Below are 17,542 nucleotides of genomic sequence, written 5' to 3'. Positions count from 1 at the left end.
CACCTCACTCCGGTGGGTAGGGCATCCCGAACTGCTCGGCCAGCAGGCTCTGCACGACGATCATCGCCGCCTGCGCACCACCCGCGATCGAGCCCGCCACGTACGGATGCTCGGTGCACACGTCACCCGCGGCGAACACCGACTGCGCCGACGTGCGGTGCAGAGCGTCGATACGGACCGTGTCCGGCGCCAGCGGACCCGGTCCACACGAGGCCCCGAGTTGCTCGGCAAGTTTCGAGCGCTGGCGCAGCGGCGCCTCCACCAGAAGCCCGTCACGATCCAGCCGGCTGCCGTCGTTGAATGCGATCGCCTCGAGCTGCCCGTCGGTGCCGATCAGTTCGGTGATTCGGCGGTCGTCGATCGTGATCCCGGCGGCCTGCAGCCGCTCGTGGTCCTTGCCGTCGAGTTGGGGGTGCCCGTCTGTCAGCAGGACGACGTCGTCGCTCCAGCCGCGCAGCATCAGCGAGGCATGGATGGCCTCCTCGCCCGCCGCCAGCGACGCCAGGCGCTTGTCGCGCATCTCCCAGCCGTGGCAGAACGGGCACTGGAAGACCGACTTGCCCCATAGCGGTTCGAGGCCGGGCAACTCCGGCGGGCAGTACTGCATGCCGGTGGCCAGCAGCACCCGGCGGGTGGTGACCCGGTCACCTGCGTCGAGTGAGAGGACGAAACCGTCGCCCTCCGGGGCGCCGTGCACCACCGTGGCCGCCCGGTACTCGACCGTCGGGTACGCTTCGACCTCGCGGCGGCCGGCCTCGTACAGCTCGGCTGGCGGGCGCTGGTCGTAACCGAGCATCCCCCCGATGCCGGTGGAGAACCTGTTGCTCTGTTCGCCCGCGTCGACGAGCAGCGTGCGCCGGCGCGCCCGTCCGAGGACCAACGTGGCGCTCAGCCCGGCCGCGCCACCGCCGACAACGACGCATTCCCATTCGTGTGTCATCGCCTCCACCGATTCCCGGGCGAGAGGTTGATCAAACGGTCACTTGGTGCCGAAGATCCGGTCGCCCGCGTCGCCGAGCCCCGGCCTGATGTAACCGTGCTCGTCGAGTTGACGGTCGACGGCCGCGGTGAAGACCGGGACGTCGGGATGGGCCTCCTGCATCGCCGCGATGCCCTCGGGACACGTCAGCAGGCAGACGAACTTGATCGACTTGGGCCCGCACTCCTTGATCCGATCCACCGCGGCCACCGCCGAGTGGCCAGTGGCCAGCATGGGATCGACCACGACCACGTCGCGCTCGTCGAGGCCGGCGGGCATCTTGAAATAGTACTCGACGGCGACGAGCGTCCTGGGGTCGCGGTACAGCCCGATGTGACCGACACGCGCGCCGGGCACCACGGCCAGCATGCCGTCGAGCAGGCCCGTGCCGGCCCGCAGGATCGACACGAACACTAGCTTCTTCCCGTCGATCACCTTGCCGACGGTGGTCTCCAGCGGGGTTTCGACCTCGAAATCCTGGGTCGGGATGTCGCGCAGCACCTCGTAGGCCATCAGTGCGGAGATCTCCTGCAGGAGTTGGCGGAAGCTATGGGTGGAGGCGTCCTTGCGGCGCAGCAACGTCAGCTTGTGCGCAACCAGCGGATGGTCGACCAGATGTACTTCACCCATGTGTTGTCCTGTTCTGCCTCAGAAGACGGTGCCGTCGCTGTCGACGGTCAGTGGCGGCAGCCCGCCGCGGCGCTGTTGCGCCAGAAGGCGCCCGGCCGCCCAGGTCCCGCCCTCCAGCACGCAAGCCAGCGGCATGTCGGTGCCGAGCCGCGCGCATACCAGTGGGGCAAGCTCGTCGAGCAGCGCGACGGTGAGCGCGCGCCACTCGACCACCAGCTCGTCACCGACCTGCCAGGCCCGAGAAGCGAACTGGTCGTCCCGCAGTCGCAGTACCCCGGTGTCGAGGAACAACCCGCCGTTGCGGTACTCCGGCAGCCCGGTGAGCGCATCCACGCCCACCACCGGCACCCCCGCCCACTCGAACGGTTCGAGCAACGAGTAGGTCAGCCACTGCGAGAGTTTGTGGAACGGCACCCACCCGGCCGTGCCGCCCTCGCCGCCCACCGCCGCGTGCCGCCAGCAGTCACCCAGCGGCTCGTCACCGAGGGGATTGGCGCTCAACCAGATCGGGGACAGGGTTTCGAGCAGCAGCCGGAGGATGTCATGGGCGTGTACGGCAGGTCCCGACGCCGTGAGCGCGTCGAACAACCCGCCGGGCCGACCGCCGAACACCTCGGTGCTCACGGCGTCGGCGAGACGGTGCAGCAGTTGCACCCGGCCGTCGAGGCCCACCAGCGGATTGCGGTCCGACACCTGGAATGCCGCAGCCAACCGGTCGACGGACAGTGCCCGCAGACCCGCCGCGTCAACGCGCAGCGGGACAACGGAGTCCGAGGAGAAGACGCCGTCGGCGAACGCCTGCCAACTCGCGACCGCCAACCCCTCGGAGCGGGAGAACCGTCGGCCGGTCGCGGTCTCGGCGAAGGTCCAGTCGGCGCCGGCACCGGCGTCGAGCAGCACGCTGACCACGGCCAGGTCGATCATCGCCCGTGGGTCACCCTCGAGCCTGGACGTGCGGGTCATTCCACCGGCCTCGAAATGCCGCCATCGGCTGTGGAACGGGATCCTCAGATCCGGATAGCGGGAACGGGTGACTTCGGCGACGACGCCGGCCGCCGGTTCCAGCGCGTCGTCATGCACGGTAAACCATGCCGAATCGTCGGCGCGGGCGCGCCGCAGCAGTTGGCCGGAGCGCTCCCGGACGGCGCCGGTGGTCCGTAGGGTGCCTGCCACGCTCATTGAGACAACCCGCGACCCTTGACCTTCTTGAGCTGTTCGGCGTCGGGCGCCGGACCCGGGGTGAAGTACCCGGCCGCCATCTTCGCGTCGATCTCCACCCGGGCGTCGGGCGGGACGAGTTCGTCGGGAATGTTCACCCGTTGTCCCACGTCGATTCCCGAGCTGGTGATCGCGTCGTACTTCATGTTGCTCATCGACACCAGGCGGTGGATCTTGCGGATCCCGAACCAGTGCAGCACGTCGGGCATCAGTTCCTGGAAGCGCATGTCCTGCACGCCGGCCACGCATTCGGTGCGGGCGAAGTACTGGTCGGCGGTGTCGCCGCCGACCTGTCGCTTGCGGGCGTTGTACACGAGGAACTTGGTCACTTCGCCGAGCGCGCGGCCCTCCTTGCGGGAGTAGGCGACCAGGCCCACCCCGCCGTTCTGGGCGCAGCGGATGCACTCCTCGATCGCATGCGTGAGATATGGACGGCACGTGCAGATGTCCGAGCCGAAGACGTCCGAACCGTTGCACTCGTCGTGCACGCGGGCGGTCAGCTCGACCGAAGGATCGGCGAGATCGGTAGCGCTGCCGAAGATGTAGACGGTCTGCCCGCCGATCGGCGGGAGGAACACCTCGAGGTCCGAGCGCGTCACGAGCTCCGGGTACATGCCGCCGGTCTCCTCGAACAGCACCCGGCGCAGATCGTTCTCGGCGCACCCGAACCGCTGCGCCACCCCGGGTAGCCACCACACGGGTTCGACCGCCGCCTTGGTGACCAGCGCGGCACCACTGGCGAGCAGGATGCGACCGTCCGGGACCAGGCGACCCTTGGCGATCGCATCGGTGATCTCGGGCAGGATCACATGCGCCTTGGTGATCGCGATGGTCGGTCGGATGTCGAGCCCCGCAGCGAGTTCGGCGGCAAAAACGTCGGCGACACTGGCGCCCCACGGGTCCATGCTGACGATCGTGGCAGGTTCGCTCCACTGCGGGTACGGGCCGATGGTGTCAGTGGGGGAGGTGTCGGTCAGGTCCGCGCGGTGCTCGCGTTTGAGCGCGCCCGCCGCCACGGCCAGTGCCCGGTAGACGCTGTACGACCCGCTGTGCGTTCCGATGACGTTGCGATGCGCACGGGTGGCGGTCGTCCCGATCACCGGCCCGCGTTCGGCCGCGGTCGGCGCACCCCAACGGATCGTCGGGGTGCCCACCGCACCCCTGTGCGACGTCAACCGGATGTGGCCGCCCCCGAACCTGGGCGTGGCGGCGGCGCCGGGCTCAGCGGGCATGTCCACTCCTGCGTGTTCAGGGGAAAGGCGCCAGCATAGCGACTTCCCGGCCCACGCGCCGGGCGTCGACTCAGCGGGGTACGCCGGCGGTCACCCACGGGAGACGCTCAGGTGTCGCGGTGTCGAGCATCAGGTCGGCGCCGCGCGCATCGGTGGTGTATCCCGTTCCGGGTCGGGGCGAGTTCAGCGTTGATCCGATCGAGCAGCGCAGGGTACCGGTTGGCTTCGCGGTGTCGGCCCGGCTTGCCACTGCTCACCACACCCACGGCCAGACCGCGCGCCGGATCCGCCCAGACGGCAATGTCCACCAGCCCGGTGTGGCCGAACGCTGCGGGGGCGTCACGGCCGAACGGGCCGAACCGCTTGGAGCCCAACATGTATCCGGTTCCCCAGCGCAGCGGCATCAGCCCGGTGGCCAGGTCCGGGCGCAGTCGCCTGCACTCCCGAGTGGCCTGATGGAGCGTCTCCGGTGCGAGCACCCGGACGCCGTCGAGTTCACCACCGCGCCGTAGCAGTTCGGCGAACCGCGACAGCTCCTGCGCCGTCGACACCGTGCTCGACGACGGCACCACACCGGTGAGGAACAGTGGGGTGTTGGTGAACGGGATGATCTGGTGCAGCGTGCCGCCGACGGCTGTGCGGAACGCTGCGGCGATCGGCGGCGGCAGCGGCTTGCCGGTCGCGTGGCTCGGTGCGACAAGTGGGACATCCGACTCGGCGACCCCGAAGTTGGTCCAGCGGAAGCCGAGTGGTTCGAGGATCTCCTCGGCCAGGATCTCGCGGATGCCCCGGCCCGTCGCGGCCGACACGATCTCTCTCACCAGCGGACCCCACGTCAGAGCGTGGTAGATATGCACCAGTCCGGGCCGGTACAGCGGCCGAAGGTCACCGAGCATCTGGCGGGCATACGCGCTGTCGTTCATGCGCTTGAGGTTGGGCCGTTCGCCGGTCGGGAAGGGGACGCCCGCGCTGTGGGTCATGACGTGGCGGATCGTCGTGCGGTCCTTGCCGTGGCTGGTGTAGTTCGGTAGGTATTCGCACACCCGGTCGTCCAATGAGAACTGCCCGCGTTCGACCAGCATGTGCACGACGGTCGTGGTGATCGCCTTCGCGGCGCTGTACACGCAGAACGGCGTGTCCGGGGTGACCGCGATCTGCTCGGCGTCGTCGGGGTCGTCGGGTCCATTGCCCCATGCATGCCCGATGGCGCGGTTGAGCACGACACGACCGTGGTGGCGCACGCAGACCTGGATGGCGGGGTGCATCCCTGCGGCGTACCAGTGGCGCGCCGCCTGCCAGATCCGCTCCACCGCCGCGGCGTCCACCCCGGAGTGGTCCTCGTCGCCGATGGTGGTGACCGCGTCGAGATCAGCGGGCACCCGGATGCGGCCCTCCTGTTGTGCGGGTTTGGTCATCGGACAAGGGTAGCCACCGGGAACACCGGCGACGCGACGACTTGTCGGTCTCCAGAGGGTCGTCATGGCTTGCATGCGCGCCGGTTCGGGTACTTGGTATCGCACCGTCGCCGGAAGAGTCGCTTCCGGCCCATCTGCTGGAGGTACGGATGTCATCGGAAGCGACTGAACAGGTGCCGGGGGAGCTGGCGGCCACCGACAAGCTCAAACGCAAGATCACCGGGCCGTTGCTGTTTCTGTTCATCCTCGGCGACGTGCTGGGCGCGGGTGTCTACGCGTTGATGGGGGTGTTGGCCCAGGACGTCGGCGGCGCACTGTGGGCGCCGCTGATCGTCGCTCTTCTGCTGGCGCTGCTGACGGCCGGCTCCTACGCGGAGCTGGTCACCAAGTATCCGAAGGCCGGTGGAGCCGCGGTTTTCGCCGAGCGGGCGTTCAAACGGCCGGTGGTGTCGTTCCTCGTCGGCTTCAGCATGTTGGCGGCCGGCGTCACCAGCGCGGCCGGGTTGGGGCTGGCCTTCGCGGGGGATTACCTGTCCACGTTCATCGACGTGCCTGCCATACCCGCCGCCATCGTGTTCCTCACCCTCGTGGCGGCCCTCAACGCGCGCGGCATCAACGAATCGGTCAAGAGCAACGTCGTGATGACTGTCATCGAGCTGAGCGGTCTGCTCATCGTCATCGTCGCCGTGGCGATGATGGTGGGGGGTGGTCGCGGTGACGTGCGCCGCGTCGGGGAGTTCCCCGAGGGGGCCACCCCGGCCCTGGCTATCCTGGCCGGCGCCATCGTCGCGTACTACTCGTTCGTCGGCTTCGAGACGTCGGCCAATGTCGCCGAAGAGATACGGAATCCGAGCAAGGTGTATCCGGCGGCGCTCTTCGGTGCGCTGATCGCGGCAGGAGCGGTCTACGCGCTGGTCGGGTTGGCCAGCGCTATCGCACTACCTCCCGACGAGCTGTCCGCTTCGTCGGGGCCGCTGCTCGAGGTGGTCTCGGCGGCCGGTGTCGGCGTGCCGGACTGGTTGTTCAGTGCCATCGCGCTGGTCGCGGTCGCCAACGGCGCACTGCTGACGATGATCATGTCAAGCCGGCTGACCTACGGAATGGCCGAACATGGGCTTCTCCCGTCGATGCTGAGCCGCCTGCTGCCCGAGCGCCGCACCCCGTGGGTGGCGATCGTCGCCACAACCCTGGTGGCGATGCTCCTCACGCTCATCGGCGAGTTGTCGACGTTGGCCGAGACCGTGGTGCTGTTGCTGCTGGTGGTGTTCATCTCCACCAACGTGGCCGTACTCGTGCTGCGCCGCGACCACGTCCACCACGACCACTTCCGGGTCTGGACCGCGGTGCCGGTGTTCGGCGTGGCGTCGTGCGTACTGCTGATGGCCCAGCAGGCCGCCGAGGTGTGGTTGTTGGGGGCGATCATGCTGGCCGTCGGCGCCGTCCTCTACGGGCTGGCCCGTGTCGCCACGAAGCGTGAGGGCGCCGCGGCCTGAGGGGTGGGCCCCCAGCACGACGAAACCCCGCAGCCGGAGGCCAGGATCGCCCGTAGTTGCGTGAGCAACTCGGTGGTCTCGGCATTCGTCCCGTGCTTTTCGCTCCCATTTGCGTTGACTTGACGTTGTCGGCGCTTGGGTACACCACGGCCCGGGTTGGGCGTTGAGGGAAACGTACAACCCTTCTCCGGCCCGATGTGACTTAGGTCATCGGCGGCTCGCTGATGCCCACCGGCTTGCCTATAACGGTTTGATATCGCTATCCATCACGATCAATTAAGGGAATGCCGCAAAGATTGAGAAAGCGCGGCCGTCACGAGCCGGCGACGGCAGCATGTCACCGATATTGAGGCGGACATCACAGACTACTGGTGTAACGCCGACGACGGGCAGCGGGTGCGCCGAATTGCTCGCTAATGCCCTGAATTCCATTGGGGGTACTTTTGTTTCGGGGCGGGGAAAAGCGCTGTGGACAGCGCAACGTATTCGGAGATCCGCAGAGGAAGTGATCATGAAATCCAGAGGTAATGCTGCTCGCCGGGGGATCGCCGGTGTGTTCACCGGTTGCCTGTTAAGCGGTGTCGCCGCGGCAACCATTGCGGCGCCGACGGCTTCGGCCGCGGTGGACTGTTCGGCCAGCGGCGTGGCGAACACGGTCAGCAGTGTGACCGGCTCGGCACGCCAGTACCTGTCCGACCATCCGGGCACCAATCAGGTGGTGACCGCGGCGATGAACCAGCCGCGCCCGCAGGCGGAGGCGAACATCCGCGGCTACTTCACCGCCAACCCGCAGGAGTACTACGAACTGCGCGGCATCCTGACCCCGATCGGCGACACGCAGCGTCAGTGCAACGTCACCGTCCTTTCGCCAGAACTCGCGTCGGCCTACGACCAGTTCATGGCCGGCTGACACAGGCGCAGCACGGCGGCCCGTCCTCGCGACCGAGTGTCGCGGCGGCGGGCCGTCGTCGTCTGCTCGGTTCGGCATGCCGTTTGAGCCGTTCCCGCCCGGGTAACTAGAGAGCTCGAGACCTGCAGCTCGTGCAGTACGAGGAGGAGACCCCGATGGCCGAGCGCGTGCCCGCCCCTGCCGACGCGACGACCGAGGCGATTGCCACCACTGCGTTGTTCCTCAACTTCGCCGCCGTGATCGCACTGGCGGTGTGCCTCGCGAGATTCGGCATGTCGGACATGACGGTCGCGATGATCGCCGGTGTGGTCGCAGTGCTGAGCTTCGCGGCCAGCATCCTGTGCTTCAGCGCGCAGGCTCGCGACCGGCAATGCCAGGAAGTGGCCACGGCGCAGGTGGTGCCGGCCACCACCTGACCCGACACCGCCGTGTTGACTGCGGCCTATTTCGGCATAGCGGCGTCGAGCGCGTTGGTACTCGGCGCCCTTGTCGGGGTCCGGTGGAGCCCGCCGAAACGGGTGACCGGCGTCCTGCTCGCATTCGCCAGCGGCGCGCTGATCTCAGCGCTGACCTTCGAACTTTTCGAAGAGGCGTTCGCGATGGCCGGTGGCTTGCACGCCGGCCTCGGATTGCTCCTCGGGGCAGCAGTTTTCGTCATCGCCGACACCCTGCTCGACAAGTACGTGGCTGGCCGGTCGGATCCGGACGGACGTGGGGCGGCAGCCTCCGGCGCCAGGCGCGGGGTCGGTCTGGCGTTGCTGGCCGCCGTCACGCTCGACGGAGTGCCGGAGAACCTCGCGCTCGGGGCGTCCTTGGTTGGCGGTGCATCGATGTCGCTGCTCGCGGCGATCTTCTTCTCGAATCTCCCGGAGTCGCTCGTCGGTGCCGTCGCGATGCGGAGCTCCGGGATGTCCGGGCGCACGGTGATCGGTACCTGGGTCGCGTGTGCGGCGCTGCTGGCCGTCGCCGTGGTGCTCGGCCGGGCGACGGCCGGTGTGCTCAATGAGGACGTCCTCGCGTTGGCACTGGCCTTCGCCGGCGGCGCAGTGCTCGCTTCACTGGCCGACACCCTGATGCCCGAGGCGTTCGAGCACGGCCGCCCACTGAACGCGTTCGCCACGGCGGGCGGGTTCTTCGTGTCCTTCATGCTCGCTGCCTGAGTTCCGCAGCGCCGCATCGCGAGATTCAGGGCATCGGGCCCTTGGCCCGGCCGGGGCCGAACATGCCGCCCAACTGGCCGAGCATCTCGAGTGGACCGGGGGGCGGGGGCGGCGGCGGGCATGCGGTGCCACAGGAGGCCAGCTGCCACGTCTGGCAGTCGTTGGTGGTGAAGCTGGCATCGGTCGCTTCGACCCGCACCGTCGCGGGTTTCTTGGTCAGGGCGTTGTCGAGCAATTTGCCGTCCGCGCCGACACGTTTCCAGTAGCACGTCACGTCCTCGCCGGGCGCCCCGGCGTTGTAGGTGCCCGGCAGGATGTCGACGCCCACCTTGTAGGTACCGTCCTTGTCGATCGTCGACGCGGGCGCCGGCGGAGCGGGCGGCGGTGACGGCTCGGGGTCGGCCAGCGCGGGGGCCGCGACGGTGACGGCCATGGCGATCGAGGCGGCAGCAGCCGCGGCGAGCCTGATTGCCTTCATGCCGTGGATCGTACCGCTAGCCAGACTAAGCGTCACGCGGCAAAGCGTCCTACCTCAGGCCTGCCGAGGCCCTGTGATTTCTGTTTATACTCACTAAGTTTTCAACGGACGCCAGGAGGAACCGACGTGCCCATAGTCGCGATGAGCTGCAGTGACGCGGTTCTCGCCGCGTCCTCAAAAGCGCGCGGGGCGCGGTCGCGGTTTCGCGCCCGTCGTTTTTTGCGACAAGATAGCGCCACATCGAGTGGCACGGCCGTGTTCCGTGTGGCCGGTTGACCGTGACGATGAGCCAGCGAATGTCGGGGAAATGACAACATTGTTGAGTGCCGCCAAAAAGGTGTGGATACCACTGGTCGTGCTGGTCGTGGTACTGATCGCGGGGACCACCGTGTACCGCGTCCGGGGCTTCTTCGGCTCCGAAGGCATCACGGTCACCCCACGGGTGTTCGCCGACGATCCGGAACCGTTCGACCCTAAGGTGGTCCGGTACGAGGTGACAGGTAGCGGCAGCTACGTCAACATCAACTACCTGGATCTCGATGCCAAACCGCAACGGCTGGACGGCGCATCGCTCCCCTGGGAACTCACCCTGCAGACCACCGAGCCCTCGGCGGCCCCGAACATTCTGGCCCAAGGTGATGGTGATTCGATCACCTGCCGAATCGTCGTCGACGACGAGGTGAAAGACGAGAGGACCGCAACCGGCGTGAACGCCCTGACCTACTGCTTTGTGAAGTCCGCATGAGCGCGCCCACTCACGACGCGCCGACCGACGCGTTCCCGCCGCCCAAGCACAACCGCCGACCGTTCCTCCCCCGGATGATCCGCACCCTCGCGGTGCCGATCATCCTGGGCTGGATCGCCATCATCGCGGTCCTCAACGTGATCGTCCCGCAGCTCGAAGAAGTCGGGCGGATGCGCGCGGTGTCGATGAGCCCGCAGGACGCGCCGGCGATGATCTCGATGCAGCGCGTCGGCGAGGTCTTCGAAGAAGGCGACTCCGACAGCAACGTGATGGTTGTGCTGGAGGGTCAAGAGCCACTCGGGGACGCCGCGCACGCGTTCTACGACCAGATGATCGACAAGCTCGAAGCCGACACCGCGCACGTCCAGTCGGTCCAGGACTTCTGGAGCGATCCGATGACCGCCTCCGGGTCGCAGAGCAACGACGGCAAGGCCGCCTACGTCCAGGTGAAGTTGGCCGGTAACCAGGGCGAGTCGCTGGCCAACGAGTCGGTGGAAGCCGTCCAGCACATCGCCGCCAGCCTCGAGCCGCCGCCGGGGGTTCAGGTGTTCGTCACCGGTCCGGCTGCCCTGGCCGCCGACCAGCACATCGCTGGCGACCGCAGCCTGCGGACGATCGAGATGGTCACCTTCACGGTGATCATCGTGATGCTGCTGATGGTCTACCGCTCGATCGTCACCATGGTGCTGATGCTCGGCACCGTTGTGCTGTCGCTGGCCGCGGCGCGCGGTGTGGTGTCGTTCCTCGGCTACTACGAGATCATCGGTCTCTCCACGTTCGCCACCAGCCTCCTGGTGACGCTGGCGATCGCGGCGGCGACCGACTACGCGATCTTCTTGATCGGCCGATACCAGGAAGCCCGAGGTCTCGGCGAGGACAAGGAGACCGCCTTCTACACGATGTTCCACGGCACCGCGCACGTCGTGGTCGGCTCGGGCCTGACCATCGCCGGCGCCACGTTCTGCCTCAGCTTCACCCGGCTGCCGTACTTCCAGACGCTCGGCGTTCCGCTGGCGATCGGCATGGTCGTCGTGGTGTTGACCGCACTGACACTGGGATCGGCGATGATCACCGTCGCCAGCAAGTTCGGCCTGCTCGAGCCCAAGCGGGCGATGCGGGTCCGCGGCTGGCGCAAGATCGGCGCCGCGACCGTGCGCTGGCCTGGGCCGGTCCTGGTCGCCACCATCGCGCTGTCGCTGGTCGGCCTACTGACGCTGCCCGGCTACCGGACGAACTACAACGACCGGAACTACCTGCCTGCGGACCTGCCCGCCAACGCGGGGTACGCGGCGGCGGACCGTCACTTCTCCAATGCCCGGATGAACCCCGAGCTACTGATGATCGAAAGCGATCACGATCTGCGGAACTCGGCGGACTTCCTCGTCATCGACAAGATCGCCAAGGCGGTGTTCCGAGTCGAGGGAATCTCACGGGTGCAGTCCATCACGCGGCCGGACGGCAAGCCGATCGCGCATACGTCGATCCCGTTCATGATCAGCATGCAGGGCACGCAGCAGAAGCTGACCGAGAAGTACAACCAGGACATGACGGACCAGATGCTGGAACAGGCCGCCGAAATGCAGACGACCATCGACAACATGGAGACGATGCAGGGCATCACCGTGCAGATGGCCGAGACCACGCACAGCATGGTCACGAAGATGAAGCACATGACCGTCGACGTCGAGGAATTGCGCGACTACATCGCGAATTTCGACGACTTCTTCCGGCCGATCCGCAACTACTTCTACTGGGAGCCGCACTGCTACAACATCCCGGTCTGCTTCGCGATCCGGTCGGTGTTCGACACCCTCGACGGCATCAACGTGATGACCGACGACTTCAAGGCGATCATCCCTGACATGGAACGCCTCGACACGCTGATGCCGCAGATGGTCGCGCTGATGCCGAAGATGATCGCGACGATGAAGACCATGAAAGTCATGATGCTGAACATGCACTCCACCCAGAAGGGCATTCAGGATCAGATGTCGGCGATGCAGGCGGATTCGAGCGAGATGGGTGAAGCGTTCGACGCGTCGATGAACGACGACTCGTTCTATCTGCCGCCCGAGGTGTTCGACAACGCGGACTTCCAACGCGGTTTGGAACAGTTCATTTCGCCGGACGGCAAGTCGGTGCGGTTCATCATCAGCCACGACGGTGATCCGCTGACGCCGGAGGGCATCGCCAAGATCGACAAGATCGAAACCGCCGCCAAGGAGGCGGTCAAGGGAACCCCGCTGGAAGGCTCGACGATCTACCTCGGCGGTAGCGCGGCGATGTTCAAGGACATGAACGACGGCAACACCTATGACCTGCTGATCGCCGCAATCGCCTCGCTCGCACTGATTTTCATCATCATGCTGTTGATCACCCGAAGCGTGGTCGCCTCGGCGGTGATCGTCGGCACGGTGGTGTTGTCGCTGGGCGCCTCGTTCGGTCTGTCGGTACTCATCTGGCAGCACATCATCGGCATCGAACTGCACTGGATGGTGATGGCGATGTCGGTCATCATCCTCCTGGCGGTCGGCGCGGACTACAACCTGCTACTGGTCTCCCGCCTCAAGGAGGAGATTCACGCGGGCCTGCGAACCGGCATCATCCGGGCCATGGGCGGCAGCGGTTCGGTGGTGACCTCGGCAGGTCTGGTGTTCGCCTTCACGATGATGTCGATGGCGGTTAGTGAGCTGACGGTCATCGCCCAGGTCGGCACCACCATCGGCCTGGGCCTGCTGTTCGACACCCTGGTTATCCGCGCCTTCATGACGCCGTCGATCGCGGCGCTGCTGGGCAAGTGGTTCTGGTGGCCGCAGCGGGTGCGCAACCAGCCGGTGCCGTCGCCGTGGCCTTCGCCACCGCCGAAGGCGCCCGAACCTGTCAGCAGCGTCTGACGGGCAGGCGGCGCGTTCAGTCGGCGAAACCCAGCAACTGCTTCCAGCTGTCGTGTCGCAGATCGCTTGAGTCGGTGACCGAGTAGCGGACGCCGTCGGGGCCGACCACCTCACCGCTGGCGGGACTGTATGTCGCCGTCATACCCGGTGCCGGTGTGTACACGCACGGATTGGGCTGTTGTCCGCTGCATGTGACGCGACCTTGGCCGGGCCGGCTGAGCGGGTCGCTGACCGGTGAGGGCGGCGCGGGCAGCTGATCCGCGGGCAGCGGATTACGGCCGTTGTTGATCGACGGGGCGGGGATGACCCGGCCGGGGTCCACCCCGCGGTCACAGCGGGCGCCCGGTGCCGGGCAAGACACGATCTGGTTGGGATCGCCGTACCATGGGTCGGTGCCCAGCGGAACGTAGGGTTCACCGCTTCGGCATTCCTGGACCGTCGCGGCCCGCTTGCCCGGCACGTCGACGCAGGGGTAGTTGCGTGCGCCGCGAACGACGTTAGCCTGCGCGTCCTTCGGGATCTTGCAGTAATTGCCTTTCGGCAGCGGTGCGGTGGTGGTGTCGGCAGGCGAGCGCCATTCTGATGCCGGCACGAACCCGGTCAGGCATGCGGGTGGCTGGTTGAGGCCTAGGTTGAAATCGATCTTGGCGTATTTGTCGAACGGCAGCACAACCGATTGTGCGACCGCGCCGCCCTGGGGCAGGATGACCAGCGTCTGCTCGAGATTGCGGTTGTAGCGCTTGAGCATGTCGGTGACCACCGTGAGGTTCGCCAGGGTCTGCGGCAGTGACTCCCGGACATCGCTGAAGACGGCGTTGAACTGATCAGCGGTGGGGGCGGCTTGCTCGAGGCCGCTGCGCAACGCCTCATTCTGAGCGGCTGACTGCCCAGCCAGGGTGTTGAGGCCGGCCGACCAACGCTCGATGGCGTCGCCCGAATTCGTTTGACTCTCGAGGATCGGGGTCGAGTTCACGATGAGGTCGTTGACCGCCGGCAGGTTGTCCTTGAAACCCCGCGCCACGTTCGTCGTCGAGTCGACCAGTCGCTGCAGCGCCGGACCCAGTCCGCCGACGGCTGTCGACGTCTCGGTGAGCAGGGAGTCGATCTTGCCCTGGGGCAGCACGGCGAGTGCTCTGTTGGCGGCGTCGAGCGCGGGCCCCACCTCGGTGGGTACTGTGCTGTCGGCGATGGTTTGGCCGTCGCGGTAGTACTGGTCGGAGTCGCCGGTCGAGACCAGGTCGAGGTATTGCTCGCCGATCGCCGAGACGGAATGTACGTTCGCCGCCGCGTCGATCGGGACTTTGTAGCGGCTGTCAATACTCATCTCGGCACGCGCGCCGTCATCGGTGGGTTCCACCGCGGTGACCTTCCCGATCTGTATGCCGCGGTAGGTGACGTTGGCGGTGTCGTACAGACCGCCGGACCGGGGCAGCTCGGCGTACAGGGTGTACTGGCCGATGCCGAGCAGTGTGGGGACCCGCAGGTAGTACCAGCCCAGCGCCACGATCGCGACGATCGTGAGAATGGTGAACAGCACCAGCTGGATCTTGATGAAACGGGTGAGCACTGCTCACTCACCCCTCTCGACCAGCGGCCCGTTCGGGGCGTCGTGGGGGTTCGGGGTGAAACGCACATCCGGGATCATGGTGGCCGGGTCGCGGCCCCAGGCCTGCTCGAGCGCGCGTAAGGACCCGGAAAACCCGGTCCCGGTGAGAAGTGCGTTGTCCACCGTGGACAGCGTCAGGTCGATCGTTGCCGACACGTTGAGGTAGTCGCCGCGAACGATCTTCGGGACGTTCTCGATGGAGAACGGCGCGGTCAGGATTAGTTTGAGCGCGCCTATCACGTACGGCGATGCCTTGCCCAGCTGCTTGAGCGGGCGTTGCAGGCTCACCAGGTTCGTGTGCAGGTCGTCGCCGGTCGGCGCCAGCGCGTTGTCGGCTGCAACGCTGAGCCGGCCCAGCGCCTCGACGGCGTCGGCGAACAGTTCGCGGGTGTCGGCGAAATGCCGGATCAGCGGCGGGAATTCAGTGAGCACCCGGTCCAGCGTGTCGTTACGCTGCGCGACGATGGCCAGCAGCCGGTCGGTCGACTCGATCGCGCGGGTGATGTCGTCGCGCTGCTTGTTGAGTTCGTCGGTGAAGGTGTCCAACTGGTGGAGGAACTCGCGGACCTGGTCGGCACGGCCGGTGAGCACATTGTTGATCTCGGTCTGGATCACCTCGAGGTTCGGGATGCCGCCGCCGGTCAAGATGGTGGCGATGCTGGCCTGCACCCGTTCGGTGGTGGGGAACGCCGAACTGTTACGCAGCGCAATGGTGTCGCCGGTTTTCAGCAGTTGCGGTGAGGGCTGCGGTGGGGGATCCAGCTGCACGTGCTGGGTGCCCAGCAGGGTAGTCTGCCCGATCTTGGCCAGCGTGTTCTGCGGCAGCGTGACGTCGGGCTGCAGGTCCAGGGTCAGGGTTGCCACCCAGTTCTTCAGCTCGATCGACCGCACCCGGCCGACGTAGACGTCGGCGACCCGTACCCGGCTGTTGACGTTGAGCGCCAACGTATTCGGCGTCTCAACGTAGATGGTCATCCGCTCTGACCCGGTGCCCGGCCCGCCCGGCAGCGCGACATTGCCGATACCGCGCCAGCTCCCGCACGAGGTGAGCACCGCCGCCACCGCGATGAAGCAGACGGTACGGCGGGCGATTGCGATCACGCTGCCCGGTTTCATCGCGGCTCCCCTTCTGGGCGTGAGCAGCCCCCCATCACCGTGCTCCTGCCTCGGCTGGCAGCGGTCCGGCGGGGATCGGTGCGGCCGCCACCGGGGGCGCGGTTGCGGTGAGCGGGTCGCCGGGTATCACGCCGGGGGCCGCAGCAGGTGGCGGCCCGGGTTGTGGGTACCACGGCGGGGGCAGCGGGTTGTGCTCGTCGTAGGAGTTCGGCGGGCCCGGCAGGTTCCCGCCGGGCGGCACCCCGAACGCGGGCGGTGCCGGCGGCGGCACGATGTCCGGGCCACCCATCAACTCGGCCAGCGAGTCGGGGGTGAGCATGTTGGCGGTGAACGGCTGCACCTCGACGCCCTGCATGCCGGGCGCGACGATCCATCCCGGTTCGTGGTTGCCGTGGCTGAACAGGGTGTCACGCGCCCAGATGCCCGGCACGGTGGTGTCCTTGTATCCCGGTGGCGGTCGCAACCGGTCCTCGGAATAGGCGATCTGCTTGGGCAGCGTGCTGGCGGTGCTTATGGCGTTCAGGCCGAAGGGGGGAAAGTTGAATTTGATCGCGTCGAGGATGGGCCCGAGATACTGCGCGCACAGCTCGGCCGAGTCCTGGTACCCCAAGCGGCTGCCGGCCTGGATCGCGCTGCAGATGAACTGCATGGGGTTGGCGAAGTTGGCGATCACCGGCAGACCGGAGAGATTGCTGTGCGTCGGTTCGTACATGTTCAGCACATTGGACCCGTAGGTCGGAACCACATGGAGGATGTTCTCCAAACCATTCTTGGGTTCGGGCTGCAAAATCGCGGTGGTGGCCTGGGCCAGGTTGTCGACGTCGTGGGTCAGTACGTCGCCGTTGTCGTCGAGGAACTGCCGGGTGTCCGACAGCAGTTGGTTCAGGTCGGTGAGCGCGGTGGCCAGTTCCTGGTCGGTGTTGGTGAACGCGTCGGTGAACTGAGCGAGGTCGTCGTTGAGTGCGACGAACTGTTGGTCACTTCGGTGTAGCGCGTTGACGAACAGCGCCAAACTCTTGATGACGCCGAACAGGTCGCCGCGGCCCTCGTTGAGGGTGTACACCGCGTCGGACAGTGAACTCAGCGTCGTGTTGAGTTGCTCGCCCTTGCCGGCGAGTCCGTCTGCGGCCGATTCGATGATGTCGCCGAACGGCCCCTTGGGCTGCTCGGGTGTGGGACCCAGATCGGTCAGGATGCGGTTGATGGAGTCGCGCAGCTCGTCGTACTCGACCGGCACCTGGGTGCGCTCGATCGGGATCACCGCGTTGTCCTCCATCACGGGCCCACCGGTGTAGGGCGGGGCCAGCTGGATGGCGCGCGACGCGACCAGGCTGGGGTTGAGGATCGATGCGGTGGCGTTGGCCGGCACCGGGTACTTGCTGTCGTAGTGGAAGGTGACCTTGAGTTTGTCGCCGGCGGGTTCGATGCCGTCGATCGAGCCGACCTTGACCCCCATGATCTGGACCTTGTCGCCCGAGTACAACGCCAGCGTGTCGGAGAAGTAGGCGACGACCGTGTTGGTGGTGAGCCTCTGGTAGAAGTTCCATCCCAAGAAGGCGGACACGATGGCCAGCACCACGATCAGTGCGCCGATGATCACCGATGCTCGGGACAATTCGGGCAGCCGCAGATTTCGCATGTCGAAGATTGTTGACATCAGCTGTCG

General features: G+C 66.8%; 15 protein-coding genes. 6 read left to right on the top strand and 9 right to left on the bottom strand.

Annotated elements, in window-relative coordinates:
• Positions 1-4: 4 nt before the first annotated feature.
• From G6N07_RS18175 to lipE, 5 genes are all read right to left on the bottom strand, one after another.
• A complete protein-coding gene (locus tag G6N07_RS18175; RefSeq protein WP_085187061.1) occupies positions 5-940 on the bottom strand; it encodes an NAD(P)/FAD-dependent oxidoreductase in 936 nt (311 codons plus the stop codon).
• Positions 941-979: 39 nt separating this feature from the next.
• Positions 980-1,609, bottom strand: a complete 630-nt coding sequence (upp, locus tag G6N07_RS18170) for a uracil phosphoribosyltransferase (protein ID WP_085187032.1) — start codon at positions 1,607-1,609, stop codon at positions 980-982.
• Positions 1,610-1,627: 18 nt separating this feature from the next.
• Positions 1,628-2,788, bottom strand: a complete 1,161-nt coding sequence (locus tag G6N07_RS18165; RefSeq protein ID WP_085187029.1) for a URC4/urg3 family protein — start codon at positions 2,786-2,788, stop codon at positions 1,628-1,630.
• Positions 2,785-4,059, bottom strand: coding sequence for a GTP cyclohydrolase II (locus tag G6N07_RS18160; RefSeq protein WP_085187059.1), 1,275 nt, complete (start codon positions 4,057-4,059; stop codon positions 2,785-2,787). The genes G6N07_RS18165 and G6N07_RS18160 overlap by 4 nt, the downstream gene beginning before the upstream one ends.
• 107 nt (positions 4,060-4,166) lie before the next feature.
• A complete protein-coding gene (gene lipE / locus G6N07_RS18155; RefSeq protein WP_085187026.1) occupies positions 4,167-5,474 on the bottom strand; it encodes a lipase LipE in 1,308 nt (435 codons plus the stop codon).
• Between the two features lie 149 nt (positions 5,475-5,623).
• Here lipE and G6N07_RS18150 point away from each other — a divergent pair, with 149 nt between their 5' ends.
• The 4 genes from G6N07_RS18150 (at position 5,624) to G6N07_RS18135 (ending at position 9,037) form a co-directional block, all read left to right on the top strand.
• Positions 5,624-6,967 (top strand): APC family permease, encoded by a 1,344-nt coding sequence (locus G6N07_RS18150; protein WP_085187023.1) that lies wholly within the window; start codon positions 5,624-5,626, stop codon positions 6,965-6,967.
• Between the two features lie 511 nt (positions 6,968-7,478).
• Entirely contained in the window at positions 7,479-7,877 is a 399-nt protein-coding gene (locus tag G6N07_RS18145; protein WP_085187056.1) for a heme-binding protein, read from the top strand.
• A 155-nt stretch (positions 7,878-8,032) separates the two neighbouring features.
• On the top strand, positions 8,033-8,293 hold the full coding sequence (locus G6N07_RS18140) for a hypothetical protein (RefSeq protein WP_085187053.1): 261 nt from the start codon (positions 8,033-8,035) through the stop codon (positions 8,291-8,293).
• Positions 8,294-8,305: 12 nt separating this feature from the next.
• The gene (locus G6N07_RS18135; protein ID WP_085187020.1) at positions 8,306-9,037 is read left to right on the top strand and encodes a ZIP family metal transporter; all 732 of its coding nucleotides are present in this window, start codon (positions 8,306-8,308) and stop codon (positions 9,035-9,037) included.
• A 25-nt stretch (positions 9,038-9,062) separates the two neighbouring features.
• Here the strand turns inward: G6N07_RS18135 and G6N07_RS18130 are convergent, their stop codons facing one another.
• Positions 9,063-9,515: an Rv1352/Rv1906c domain-containing protein gene (locus G6N07_RS18130; protein ID WP_085187017.1), complete on the bottom strand. Its 453-nt coding sequence runs from the start codon at positions 9,513-9,515 to the stop codon at positions 9,063-9,065.
• A gap of 307 nt (positions 9,516-9,822) precedes the next feature.
• On the opposite strand from G6N07_RS18130, the gene G6N07_RS18125 reads away from it, so the two are divergent.
• Together G6N07_RS18125 and G6N07_RS18120 are read left to right on the top strand one after the other, a co-directional pair.
• A complete protein-coding gene (locus tag G6N07_RS18125) occupies positions 9,823-10,260 on the top strand; it encodes an MmpS family transport accessory protein (protein ID WP_372507575.1) in 438 nt (145 codons plus the stop codon).
• The gene (locus tag G6N07_RS18120) at positions 10,257-13,154 is read left to right on the top strand and encodes an MMPL/RND family transporter (RefSeq protein ID WP_085187014.1); all 2,898 of its coding nucleotides are present in this window, start codon (positions 10,257-10,259) and stop codon (positions 13,152-13,154) included. Before G6N07_RS18125 ends, G6N07_RS18120 begins: the two co-directional genes overlap by 4 nt.
• Positions 13,155-13,170: 16 nt before the next feature.
• On the opposite strand, the gene G6N07_RS18115 is transcribed toward G6N07_RS18120, so the two are convergent.
• From G6N07_RS18115 to G6N07_RS18105, 3 genes are read right to left on the bottom strand one after another with little or no spacing between them, the layout of a single operon-like run.
• Entirely contained in the window at positions 13,171-14,721 is a 1,551-nt protein-coding gene (locus G6N07_RS18115; protein ID WP_085187011.1) for an MCE family protein, read from the bottom strand.
• A gap of 3 nt (positions 14,722-14,724) precedes the next feature.
• Entirely contained in the window at positions 14,725-15,876 is a 1,152-nt protein-coding gene (locus tag G6N07_RS18110) for an MCE family protein (protein ID WP_085187008.1), read from the bottom strand.
• Positions 15,877-15,910: 34 nt separating this feature from the next.
• The gene (locus G6N07_RS18105; protein ID WP_085187005.1) at positions 15,911-17,533 is read right to left on the bottom strand and encodes a virulence factor Mce family protein; all 1,623 of its coding nucleotides are present in this window, start codon (positions 17,531-17,533) and stop codon (positions 15,911-15,913) included.
• Between the last annotated feature and the right edge of the window lie 9 nt (positions 17,534-17,542).

It is taken from the genome of Mycolicibacterium doricum, from assembly GCF_010728155.1.
Taxonomy (GTDB): Bacteria; Actinomycetota; Actinomycetes; order Mycobacteriales; family Mycobacteriaceae; genus Mycobacterium; species Mycobacterium doricum.
This window is presented reverse-complemented; position numbering and strand designations above follow the sequence as displayed.